This is a genomic window from Stenotrophomonas sp. GW821-FHT02D01 (assembly GCF_059421765.1).
This window is the reverse complement of record NZ_JBWKVP010000018.1, coordinates 1-12,122: the sequence shown is the minus strand read 5'-3', so window position 1 is coordinate 12,122 and position 12,122 is coordinate 1. Positions and strand designations below refer to the sequence as shown.

11 protein-coding genes and 1 tRNA gene are annotated in these 12,122 nt (G+C 66.1%); all 12 read right to left on the bottom strand.

Features of this window, described 5'->3' with window-relative positions; genetic code table 11:
- Positions 1-87 precede the first annotated feature (87 nt).
- Positions 88-180 (bottom strand) — tRNA-Ser (locus AC07UW_RS20450).
- A 78-nt stretch (positions 181-258) separates the two neighbouring features.
- A complete protein-coding gene (gene csrA / locus AC07UW_RS20445) occupies positions 259-462 on the bottom strand; it encodes a carbon storage regulator CsrA (protein WP_025878924.1) in 204 nt (67 codons plus the stop codon).
- Positions 463-610: 148 nt separating this feature from the next.
- Positions 611-3,259: an alanine--tRNA ligase gene (alaS, locus tag AC07UW_RS20440; RefSeq protein ID WP_313116228.1), complete on the bottom strand. Its 2,649-nt coding sequence runs from the start codon at positions 3,257-3,259 to the stop codon at positions 611-613.
- Between the two features lie 105 nt (positions 3,260-3,364).
- Complete coding sequence (gene recX / locus AC07UW_RS20435; protein ID WP_025878922.1) at positions 3,365-3,856, bottom strand: recombination regulator RecX; 492 nt, start codon at positions 3,854-3,856, stop codon at positions 3,365-3,367.
- Between the two features lie 110 nt (positions 3,857-3,966).
- On the bottom strand, positions 3,967-5,004 hold the full coding sequence (recA, locus tag AC07UW_RS20430; RefSeq protein ID WP_025878921.1) for a recombinase RecA: 1,038 nt from the start codon (positions 5,002-5,004) through the stop codon (positions 3,967-3,969).
- Between the two features lie 201 nt (positions 5,005-5,205).
- On the bottom strand, positions 5,206-5,841 hold the full coding sequence (gene lexA, locus AC07UW_RS20425) for a transcriptional repressor LexA (RefSeq protein WP_025878920.1): 636 nt from the start codon (positions 5,839-5,841) through the stop codon (positions 5,206-5,208).
- Positions 5,842-6,052: 211 nt separating this feature from the next.
- On the bottom strand, positions 6,053-7,735 hold the full coding sequence (gene ubiB / locus AC07UW_RS20420) for a 2-polyprenylphenol 6-hydroxylase (RefSeq protein ID WP_495212755.1): 1,683 nt from the start codon (positions 7,733-7,735) through the stop codon (positions 6,053-6,055).
- A gap of 35 nt (positions 7,736-7,770) precedes the next feature.
- Positions 7,771-8,265, bottom strand: coding sequence for a CinA family protein (locus AC07UW_RS20415; RefSeq protein WP_088101362.1), 495 nt, complete (start codon positions 8,263-8,265; stop codon positions 7,771-7,773).
- A gap of 96 nt (positions 8,266-8,361) precedes the next feature.
- On the bottom strand, positions 8,362-9,672 hold the full coding sequence (gene hflX, locus AC07UW_RS20410; protein WP_140225894.1) for a ribosome rescue GTPase HflX: 1,311 nt from the start codon (positions 9,670-9,672) through the stop codon (positions 8,362-8,364).
- 14 nt (positions 9,673-9,686) lie between these two features.
- The gene (gene hfq / locus AC07UW_RS20405) at positions 9,687-9,962 is read right to left on the bottom strand and encodes an RNA chaperone Hfq (RefSeq protein ID WP_025878916.1); all 276 of its coding nucleotides are present in this window, start codon (positions 9,960-9,962) and stop codon (positions 9,687-9,689) included.
- 95 nt (positions 9,963-10,057) lie between these two features.
- Positions 10,058-11,011: a tRNA (adenosine(37)-N6)-dimethylallyltransferase MiaA gene (gene miaA, locus AC07UW_RS20400; protein WP_495212754.1), complete on the bottom strand. Its 954-nt coding sequence runs from the start codon at positions 11,009-11,011 to the stop codon at positions 10,058-10,060.
- Entirely contained in the window at positions 11,011-11,907 is an 897-nt protein-coding gene (folP, locus tag AC07UW_RS20395) for a dihydropteroate synthase (RefSeq protein WP_495212753.1), read from the bottom strand. The genes miaA and folP overlap by 1 nt, the downstream gene beginning before the upstream one ends.
- Positions 11,908-12,122: the final 215 nt, after the last annotated feature.

Genomic DNA, 12,122 nt, shown 5'->3' with positions numbered 1-12,122 from the left:
CTAGCACCGCGATCGTCGGCCGCAGGTCAACGCTACGCACAAAGAAAACGCCCGCAGATCCAGGATCTGCGGGCGTTCTTTTGCATCTGGCGGAGCGAGAGGGATTCGAACCCTCGATAGAGCTTTTGACCCTATACTCCCTTAGCAGGGGAGCCCCTTCAGCCGCTCGGGCATCGCTCCGGGGTTTTCTCCGCGTCTGGTGCGTTGCACCTCAGCGGGGCGTGAATCATAACGTTAATCACGCGCGAAGGTAAAGCCTTATTCCGCAGAATTTTCACCACCGGTGCTGCCGGCTTCGTCACCACGCTGGATGCGCTGGTAGATCTCTTCGCGATGCACGGCGACGTCCTTCGGCGCAGTGATGCCGATACGCACCTGGTTACCCTTGACGCCAAGCACGGTGACGCTCACCGAGTCACCGATCATCAGGGTTTCGCCGACGCGGCGAGTCAGGATCAACATTTTTTTAAGTCTCCATGGAACCGTGTGGAAGGGTATCCCCCACCGGCTTGACGCTCCGTCAAGAAGCGCGCCCACGACAAAGGGAAAAGATTCGCAATGGTACCGTCAGCCGTCCCGCTCCTACAAGGAGGGGGACGGCAGGGATTCATCACAGGCGGGGGCTGACCCATTCGACGACCGCAGCCAGCGCGGTAGCAAGGGCGGGCCCGTCCTCGCCACCACCCTGGGCGAGGTCCGGGCGTCCGCCGCCCTTGCCCCCGATCTGACCGGCGATATGGGACAACAGTTCCCCGGCCTTGACCTTGCCCATTGCACTGCCGTTCACGCCCGCGACCAGCGCCGCCTTGCCGTCCTGGGCACCGGCCAGCACGATCACCGCGTCGCCGAGCTGCTGCTTCAGGCGGTCCATGGCATCGCGCAGGGCCTTGGCGTCGAAGCCTTCCAGGCGGACAGCCAGAACCTTCACACCGGCGACCTCGACGGCCTGGCCGGACAGGTCGGCGGTGGCGCCAGCGGCGACCTTGGCCTTCACGGCCTCCAGCTCCCGCTCCAGCTGCTTCTGGCGCAGGCCCAGCGCACGGATCTTTTCGACCACGTCGGCAGCACTGCCACCCAGCAGCTCGGCGGCCTCGGCCAGACGGGCCTCCTCGGCATCCACGTAGTCCAGTGCGCCCTGGCCGGTGACGGCCTCGATACGACGCACACCGGCCGAGACACCGCCTTCGGAGGTGATCTTGAACAGACCGATGTCACCGGTCCGGTTGACGTGGGTGCCACCACACAGCTCGGTGGAGTAGTCGCCCATCTTCAGCACGCGCACGTTCTCGCCGTACTTCTCGCCGAACAGGGCCATCGCGCCGAAGTCCAGCGCTTCCTGCATGCCCATGTTGTGCACTTCGGCGGCGTTGTTGGCGCGCACCTGCTGGTTGACCTTGCGCTCGATGATCGCCAGTTCCTCGGCGCTGATCGGCTGGAAATGCGAGAAGTCGAAGCGCAGGCGATCCGGCGCCACCAGCGAGCCCTTCTGCTGCACGTGGGTGCCAAGCACTTCGCGCAGGGCAGCATGCAGCAGGTGGGTCGCCGAGTGGTTGAGGATGGTGGCGCCACGGCGCTCGCCATCGACCTGGCCGGACAGCACGTCACCGATCTTCAGGCTGCCCTGGGTGAGCTTGCCGACGTGGCCATGGAACTGGCCCGCGAACTTCTGGGTGTCACTCACCTGCAGCTGTACGCCGGCAGCGGACAAGGTGCCGGTGTCGCCGACCTGGCCACCGGACTCGGCGTAGAACGGGGTCTGGTTGGTCAGCACGATGACCTCGTCACCGGCCTGGGCAGCTTCCACCGGGCGGCCATCCTTGAGGATCGCCACCACGCCGAGGCCGTCGGCCTGCAGGCGGTCATAGCCCAGGAAGACAGTCGGCTTGAGCGTGGCGACCAGATCGGCCGACAGCGTCACGCCACCGCCGAACTTGCCGGCGGCACGCGCGGTCTCGCGCTGCGTCTCCATCGCGGCGTTGAAGCCGTCAATGTCCACGGTCAGGTCACGCTCGCGGGCGATGTCCTGGGTCAGGTCGAGCGGGAAGCCGTAGGTGTCGTACAGGCGGAACGCGTCCACGCCCGGGATCACGCCATTGCTGACCTTGGCCGCAACGTCGTCGAAGATCTTCATGCCCGAGTCAAGCGTCTCGGCGAAACGCTCTTCTTCTGCCTGCAGGGCACGCACCACGGTATCGGCCTGTGCCGGCAGTTCCGGGTAGGCCTCGCCCATCTGCTCGACCAGGGTCGGCACCAGCTTGCTGAAGAACGGCTGGCGCACGCCCAACATCCAGCCGTGCCGCAGTGCGCGGCGGATGATCCGGCGCAGCACGTAGCCGCGGCCTTCGTTGGACGGCAGAACGCCATCGACGATCAGGAACGAACAGGCGCGGATGTGGTCGGCGATCACGCGCAGCGACTTGTTTTCCAGATCAGCGGTGCCGGTCAGCTCCGATGCCTTGCGGATCAGCGCCTGGAACAGGTCGATCTCGTAGTTGGTATGTACGTGCTGCAGGATCGCGGCCAGGCGTTCCAGGCCCATGCCGGTGTCCACGCACGGTGCCGGCAGCGGCATCAGCGTGCCGTCCTGCTGGCGATCGAACTGCATGAAGACCAGGTTCCAGATCTCGATGAAACGGTCACCGTCCTCGTCCGGCGAGCCCGGCGGACCACCGGCGATATGGTCACCGTGATCGTAGAAGATCTCGGTGCACGGACCGCACGGACCGGTATCGGCCATCTGCCAGAAGTTGTCCGAGGCGAACGGCGCGCCCTTGTTGTCGCCGATGCGGACGATCCGGTCTTCCGGAATGCCGATCATGTCGCGCCACAGTGCGTAGGCCTCGTCGTCGGTCTGGTAGACCGTCACCAGCAGGCGCTCGGCCGGCAGCTTCCAGACCTGGGTCAGCAGCTCCCAGGCCCAGGCGATCGCATCCTTCTTGAAGTAATCGCCGAAGGACCAGTTGCCCAGCATTTCGAAGAAGGTGTGATGGCGGGCGGTGTAACCCACCTGGTCGAGATCGTTGTGCTTGCCACCGGCACGCAGGCAGCGCTGGACGTCGGCCGCGCGCACGTAGCTGCGCTTTTCCGCGCCCAGGAAAACGTCCTTGAACTGCACCATGCCGGAGTTGGTGAACAGCAGGGTCGGATCGTTGCCCGGCACCAGCGGCGCCGACGGCACGATGGTGTGGCCTTTGCCCTTGAAGAATTCAAGGAAGTCGCTGCGGATCTGGGATGTCGTGAATTTGGCGGATGCGTTCATGGGGGCTGGCAGTCTGCGGGCCGGGGCCCGTGCCGCCGGCCGCAGTGGCCAGGGTCGAACGGACCGCCGAAACCCCAAAGGGTATCAGGCCCGGCGCCATCAGTCTCAGTCGTCCGGATCGTAGCGGGTCGCGCGGCGGATGCTGTCGCCATCGAAGCCCCGGCGGGCCAGCAGATCGGCGGCCTTGCGGCGCTGCGCGAGGTCCTGCGGACCGGCCTCACCAAAGCGGCGGCGGACCAGATCCCGGGCATTCTCCGTCCAGTCGCCCTCGAAGGTATCCATCGCGGCAGTGATCTGCTCGCTGTCCAGCCCGTGGGTTCCCAGCTCGGCACGTACATGGATGGGGCCATAACCCGTATTGGCGCGCATGCGCACCAGATTCTCGGCAAACCGGGTGTCGTCCTGCCAACCTGCCTCGGTCAGCTTGTCGACCGCCGCCTGCGCAGCCTCGTCCTCGATGCCCCGGGACGTCAGCTTGCGGGTCAGCTCCTTGCGCGAGTGCTCACGACGGACCAGCAGGCCCAAGGCGCGCTGGACAGGCGTCTGTTCGCGTACGCGGCGCTTACGGCCGGGTGCCGGGGCGTCGGAATCGTTCATTCTCGCCTTCAATCAAATGCGCCGTCCCTGGCGCGTCCCCCGTCGGGGAAACCGAATCTGCAGGACAGGGCGACGTCACTGACGGCGCCGCCCTGCCCCACAGCAAGCCTTTACTCGTCGTCGCCTTCGTCTTCGCCTTCCTCACGGACGGCTTCGGTCGGCTGGAACTTCTCGCGCAGCTCAGCCTCAAGCTTGGCGGCAACCTGCGGGTTGTCGCGCAGATAGCCACGGGCGTTGTCCTTGCCCTGGCCGATGCGCTCTTCACCGTAGCTGTACCAAGCACCGGCCTTCTCGACCAGCTTGGCTTCGACACCCATATCGATCAGCTCGCCTTCGCGGCTGATGCCTTCGCCGTACAGGATCTCGGTGATGACCTGCTTGAACGGGGGCGCCAGCTTGTTCTTGACGACCTTGATCTTGGTCTGGTTGCCGATGATCTCGTCGCCCTTCTTGATCGCGCCGATACGGCGGATGTCCAGGCGCACCGAGGCATAGAACTTCAGCGCGTTGCCGCCGGTGGTCACTTCCGGGCTCTGGCCCGGCATCATCACGCCGATCTTCATGCGCAGCTGGTTGATGAACACCACCAGGGTGTTCGAGCGCTTGATGTTGCCGGTCAGCTTGCGCAGCGCCTGGCTCATCAGACGCGCCTGCAGACCCGGCAACTGGTCGCCCATCTCACCTTCGATTTCAGCCTTGGGAGTCAACGCGGCGACCGAGTCGACCACCAGGATGTCCACCGAACCGGAGCGCACCAGCATGTCGGCGATTTCAAGCGCCTGCTCACCGGTATCCGGCTGCGACAGCAGCAGATCGTCGACATTGACGCCCAGCTTGCCTGCGTAGATCGGGTCCAGCGCGTGCTCGGCATCGATGAAGGCGGCGGTTCCACCCAGCTTCTGGCACTCGGCGATGGCCTGCAGGGTCAAGGTGGTCTTGCCGGAGGATTCCGGACCGTAGATTTCCACCACGCGGCCCTTGGGCAGGCCACCAATGCCCAATGCGATATCCAGCATCAGAGACCCGGTCGGGATCGCCTCGACGGGCTCGACCACGCGGTCGCCCATGCGCATCACCGAGCCCTTGCCGAACTGCTTTTCGATCTGGCCCAGAGCTGCAGCGAGGGCGCGCTTCTTGTTCTCGTCCATCGGATTGGTCCTTGCAGAGGTCACGTCGTTGGAGGTGCTGTCTTTGGAAGTCTTCTTGGCCATGGGTTCACTTTAAGGCTGGCGTATCGCACAGGCTGAGATTCTGCCCGGCGTTCGGAAAAAAATTATCGGACATCCGTACCAACCTCAGCAGAACCAGAGAATCGCCACAAAAGACCGCGGGAATTGCAGGATGAATCGTCAACGGTTCGGTCGCAGCAGCCCGCAGTACAGGCCCTCGATCGAGAAATCCTGGTCCGGAAGCACGTCAATCGGCTTGTAATCGGGATTGCGCGGCAGCAGGCGGATGCGATCCTTGGCGATCTTCAGCAGCTTGACGGTGATCTCGTCATCGATGCGGGCCACCACGATCTGCCCGGAATGGGCATCGCGGGTGCGGTGCACACCGATCAGGTCGCCATCGAAGATGCCTTCGTCGATCATCGAATCGCCCTGCACTTTCAGCAGGTAGTCCGGTGCCGGCGAGAAGAACACCCGGTCCAGCACAACGAAATCATCCGAGCCGATGTCGGCGCCGATCGGCAGACCCGCAGCAACCCGACCCAGGATCGGCAGACGCAGGACGCTGTCGGGCAGGCCTGGCTCGGCGAGCTTCTCCACCGGCGGCGCCTGCACCAGACGGATGCCGCGGGCCTGGCCCGGCACGCGACGGATCGCCCCGGCCTGCTCCAGCGCCTCCAGGTGATACTGCGCTGCGCGTACGCCCTTGAAGCCGAAGGCACGCGCGATTTCAGTCTGCGAAGGGGGTGCGCCTTCGCTCTCGATACGCTCGGCGATCAACTGCAGGATCGCCTGCTGGGTGTCTGTCAGGTCCATGGTTAGTAGTATTACTACTAACACCCGGGACTGCAAGTGCCGAGGGCGATTCCGGCAGGAGCGAAAGCCGCCGGGCATGGCCCGGCGCTACCGGGAATGCGGCGTGGCTGGTTGGGGGCGGCAAAGGCAGAAGCAGCCGACCAGCGGTCGGCGCTACAGGAATCGCTGCGCGATGCCGCGGTTCCCGGCGGGAACCACCGCGGCAAGCACACTACGTGTGCTTGCCGCTTCTCCAGATCGAGAACAGGATCCACACCCCGCAGAACCCTGCGCCGATGAAACCGCACACGCCCAGCGCCAGCAGCCAACGGCTGGAAACGCCTCCTACGCTGTGCATCACGATCGAGGAGCCGATGATCAAGGCTGCAGTGACGATCCCCATCACCAGCCGGTTCGCGGCGCGGTTGACCTGGTCGCCGAAGCCCTGCAGCGCGGTGGTCTCGACCTTCAGCTGCAGCCGGCCACGGCGCGCCGCCTGGACCAGCTTGCGCAGGTCCCGCGGCAAATCACCGGCGAAGTCGATCATGCCGAGCAGGCTGCGTCGGCCACGCTTGAACAGCGCCCGCGGCGCATAGCGCTGCAGTACCACCCGCTCCAGGAACGGGCGCGCGGCGCTGGCCATGTCGAAATCCGGGTCGAGCTGGCGGCCCATGCCCTCCAGCGTCAGGAAGGCCTTGATCATCAGCGCCAAGTCTGCCGGCAGGGTCAGGTTGTAGCTGCGCAGCAGCTGGGTGATGTCGCCCAGCATCAGGCCGATGCGCAGGTCCTTCAACGGCACGCCGCGGTACTGGTCGACGAACAGGCTGATGTCGTGCTGCAACCGGTTCTCGTCCACTTCCACGCCACCGGCCCAGTCCAGCAACACATCGGCCACGCCCTGCGGATCCTGTTCGACCAGACCATGCAGCAGCTGCGCGACCTGGAAGCGACGCACCTCCGACAACGCGCCGACCATGCCGAAATCGATCACGCCGATGCGGCCGTCGCGCAGGTAGATGATGTTGCCCGGGTGCGGATCGGCATGGAAACTGCCGTCCTCCAGCACCATCTTCAATACGATGTCGGCGCCACGCCGGGCCAGTTCGCGGCGGTCGATGCCGGCCGCATCGACACCGGCCAGATCACGTCCGGCAATGCCGTCGACGAAATCCTGGACATTCAGGCTTTCGCAGGTCCATTGCCAGTGCACCGCCGGAATCAGGATGTCGTCACGGCCCTCGAAGTTGCGCGCGATGCGCTCGGCGTTGCGGCACTCCGCGGCAAAATCCAGCTCGCGGCGCAGCGACACGGTGAACTGCTGCACCACCTCGGCGGGCCGGTAGCGGCGCAGATCCGGCAGCCGAGCCTCAACGATTTCGGCCAGCCGTGCCAGCAGGCGCAGATCGGCTTCAACCACGTCACGGATACCAGGGCGGCGCACCTTCAGCACCACTTCGCGGCCATCACGCAACCGCGCCCGATGGGCCTGGGCCAACGAAGCTGCGGCCATCGGGGCTTCATCAAGGAAGGCAAACACCTGCGACGGCGGTGCACCGAGATCGGCCTCGAGCTGTTCGCGGATCTTCTCGTAGGGCAATGCCGGGACCGCGTTCTGCAACTCGGAGAGTTCGGCGATCCAGTCCGGCGGCAGCAGGTCGACGCGGGTGGCGAGCACCTGGCCCAGCTTCACGAACGTCGGCCCGAGATCCTGCAGGGCGCTGCGCACGCGCACCGGCGCGGTCATCCGCAGCATCTCCTGCCGCTCCTCGTTCCAGTGCAGCAGTCGGCCGGCGCGTTCCAGTACCGTGGCCAGGCCGATGCGCCGCACGACGTCGCCGAAGCCGTAGCGGATCAGGACGGCGGCAATTTCCTGCAGCCGGCCAAGGTCACGGACGGTGCCCAGCGTCTCCCACATCGTTGCCTACTCCGGTTGATTGCCGGAGCAGCATGTCACAGCTGGGCGTCGATGCCGTGCAATGCCGCCGCTACGGTCTGCCGGCGGATGGCTTCACGGTCGCCATCGAACTGGAACAGTTCGGCCCGGGCATAGCCGCCACGGCGCTTCCAGCCGATCCAGACACTGCCGACTGGCTTGTCCGGGCTGCCACCGCCCGGCCCTGCGATACCGGTCACCGCCACCGCGATGCCGGCACCGGAATTGACCAGCGCCCCGGAGACCATCTCCAGCACGGCTTCGCGGCTGACCGCACCGAACTGCTCCAGCGTCTGCGCGCGCACGCCGAGCAGGCGCTGCTTGGCTTCGTAGCTGTAGACCACCATGCCGCAGTCGAAGAACGCCGAGGATCCGGCGATGTCGGTCATGCACTTGGCGATCCAGCCGCCGCTGCAGCTTTCAGCAGTCACCAGCTGCAGCGAAGCCTGTTGCAGGCGCTGGCCCAGCGCAGCGGCCTGGGCATTGAGTTCGGCGTCGGTCGGGAAGGACATCGGGGTAGCTGAAAAGTGAAGAACCTGCACGTTGTACCGCAGATGGCAGGGTGGTGTCGCGGCCGCAGGACATGCCGGCCAACGGCCGGCACTACCTCACCATTCGGGCAGCTTCTCCGGCAGCAGGGCCCGGATCGGCTCGCCATCGGCGCTGGCCGCCAGCTTCTCGGCCTCGGCGACGGGAAGATCGACCTGCAACAGCCAGCCTTCTTCATCAGCCTCTTCACTGCGGACCACTTCCAATTGGTGCAGGCGAGCGCGAAGGCGGCCGGCACTGGGTGGCAGGCGCAACTCGCCGGTGACGTGCTGCAGCCCCAACCGCTTGCCGAGCACGGCCTGCAACAACTCGATGCCCTGCCCGTCGCGTGCGGAAATCCACACCCGCTCACGCCGCGATTCATCCGGCACGCCGTCCTGGCCGTCGTGGCGCACGTCGGCACCCTCGATGCGGTCGATCTTGTTGAACACCAGCAATTGCGGAAGGTCGCCGGCACCGACGGCGGTCAGCACTTCGTCGACCTGGGCGATGCGCTCCTCGCGGTGCGGATCGGCGGCATCGACAAGGTGCAGCAGGAAATCCGCTTCCCGCGCTTCAGACAGGGTCGAGCGGAAGGCCGCCACCAGGTCATGCGGCAGGTCGCGTACGAAACCAACCGTATCGGCCAGCACGACGTTGCCACCGGGCACGGCGATCCGGCGTACGGTCGGATCCAGGGTGGCGAACAACTGGTCGGCCGCATAGGCCTCGGCGCCGGTCATCGCATTGAACAAGGTCGATTTGCCGGCATTGGTGTAGCCGACCAGGGCCACGCGCGGCAGTTCGCTGCGCACACGCGCACGACGCATCTGGGTGCGCTGTACTTCGACTTTTTCCAGCCGCTTCTGCAGCTGTTCAACCCGCTTCTGCAGCAGGCGACGATCGGTTTCCAGCTGGGTTTCACCCGGGCCGCGCAGGCCGATCGAACCACCACGCTGGCGCTCCAGATGGGTCCAGCCGCGCACCAGCCGTGTCGACATATGCCGCAGCTGGGCCAGCTCGACCTGCAGTTTGCCTTCATGGCTGCGCGCACGCTGGGCAAAAATGTCCAGGATCAGGCCGGTACGGTCGATCACCCGGCGCTCGAGGAAACGCTCCAGATTGCGCTCCTGGCCCGGGCTCAACGCGTGGTTGACCAGGATCAGGTCTGCGCCGGTGGCTTCGGCGGCGGCCTTGATCTCATCCAGCTTGCCGCTGCCGATCAGGGTCGACGGGTTGGGGCGATCCAGCCGCGCGGTGATGGTCACCGCGATGCTGGCCCCGGCCGAGCGGGCCAGATCACCAAATTCTTCCAGCACATCGTCTTCCAGCTTGCCGAAATGCGGCTGGATCAACAGGGCGTGTTCGCCCTTTTTCGAGCGGTCAAACATTCACCGCTCCAACATCATTCGTCTGCTTCATCACCCGCCTGACCATCCTCACCTGATTGCACGTACCCACCACCCGGGCCGACCTTGACGTTGCGCGCCGGCACTACGGTGGAAATGGCGTGCTTGTAGACCATCTGGCTGACGGTGTTGCGCAGCAGGACGACGAACTGATCGAACGATTCGATCGTGCCCTGCAGCTTGATGCCGTTGACCAGGTACACCGAAACCGGCACGCGCTCGCGCCGCAGTGCATTCAAGAAAGGATCCTGCAGCGATTGCCCCTTGGACATTGCACACTCCTGATTATTGTTCTTATTGGTAGCCGGCGGTTGCCGCGGCCCCCGAGCCGCTTGCCGGCCCATGATGGTACACGGCCAGCGTCGGTTCAGCGTGCAACGAAGGTCGACACCGCGCCTGCGAGGCGCTCCCCATCCATATGGGGGTCGAACCAGCGCGCATCAAGCTCGCCGCGCAGCCAGGTAAGCTGGCGCTTGGCCAGTTGCCGGGTGGCGAAAATGGACTTGTCCCGGAAGCGGGCCGCGTCCCCGTCCCCGTCCAGGTACTCCCAGGCCTGGCGATACCCCACCGCGCGGACGGCGGGCAGGTCCAGCGGTGCGGCCACCGCCCGCATTTCCGGCAATGCACGCAGGCCGCGCACTTCGTCGAGGAAGCCCTGCGCGAGCATGGCGTCGAAGCGGGCCTCGATGCGCTGGTGCAGGACGGCGCGGTCGCGCGGCGCCAGAATCAGCTTCAACGTGCGCACCGGCAACGGGGCCACCCCGGGGCGGCGCTGCCATTCACTGATCGGCGTGCCGGTCAGCCGGTAGACCTCCAGCGCCCGCTGGATGCGTTGCGGGTCGGTGGCATGGATGCGTGCTGCGGCGGCGGGGTCAACGGCGGCCAGTTCGGCGTGCAGCGCTGCCCAGCCTCGCTCGGCGGCCTCGGCGCTCAGCACGGCGCGCATCGCCGGGTCGGCCTCCGGCATCGGCGACAGACCCTGCAACAGCGCGCGGAAGTACAGGCCCGTGCCGCCGGCCAGGATCGGAGTCTTGCCACGGGCGACGATGTCGGCCACCACGCGGGCGGCGTCGGCGGCGAACTCGGCGGCGGAATAAGTCTGCCAGGGATCGCGCAGGTCCAGCAGGTGGTGCGGTGCCTGCGCGCGCTCGGCCGCATCCGGCTTGGCCGACCCGATATCCAGTCCGCGATAGACCAGCGCCGAATCAACGCTGACGATTTCACCGTCCAGCTGCTGCGCCAGCGCGATCGCGGTGGCGGTCTTGCCGCTGGCGGTCGGCCCCATCACGGCGATCGCCAGCGGCCGCTGATCCACTGCCATCAGTCTTCGTCCGGCCAGCGGAGGGTCGGCTTGGCGTCCACCCGCACGGCAGGTACCGCCTCGACCGCCTGCCAGACCTTCAATGCATCGACCGTCGCTGCCACATCGTGCACGCGCACGATACGGGCGCCGCGCTGCACGGCGATCAGGTGTGCGGCCACCGACGCAGCGACACGCTCTGCCGGCGACTGACGACCGGTCAGCTCGCCCAGGCTGCGCTTGCGCGACATCCCAGCCAGCATCGGCACGCCCAGTTCAAGGAAACGCTCCGAGCGGGCCAGCAGCATCATGTTGTGGGCCGTGGTCTTGCCGAAGCCGAAGCCGAGGTCGATCACCAGATTCTTCTTGGCGATGCCGGCCATCTCCGCGGCGAACAGCCGCTGCACCAGGAAGCCATGGACCTCGGCGACCACATCGTCGTACTGCGGGTCGGCCTGCATGTGACCCGGTTCGCCCTGCATGTGCATCAGCACCACCGGCACGCCTGCGTCCGCCGCCGCCTGCAGCGCACCGTCCTGGCGCAGGCCGAAGATGTCGTTGATCATCCCGGCGCCTGCAGCAACCGCGGCACGCATCACCTCCGGCTTGAAGGTATCGATGCTGATCGGGACCGCCGTGCGCGCTGCCAGCTGCTCGATGACTGGCACGACACGACGCAGTTCTTCGTCGATCGACACCGGCGCCGCGCCCGGACGGGTCGATTCGCCGCCGATGTCGAGCAGGTCGGCGCCCTCCTCCACCAGCTTCAGGCCATGCGCGACCGCCGCCTCGGTGGTGTCATGGGCACCACCATCGGAGAACGAATCCGGGGTGACGTTGACGATACCCATGACCCGGGCACGGTCCAGGCGCAGGATGCGGCCGGCGCAATCGAGCTGGGGCGAGATGTCGAACATGGTCAATCCTGCAGGCAACGAAGGTTAGTTTACGGCGGCAGGGCTGCGCCCTGCACCCGCAGAGGCCAAGGCGCAAGCCACAGCAACAGCGGGTTTCCGTGGGATGGCGGGGTGGGTCCGGTTGCGGGGGACGCCGTGAACCCATCCTTGGGGGCTTGGCCGCGGCATCCATGCCGCGGACACCCCCGCAACCGGACCCACCCCGCCTTCGACAG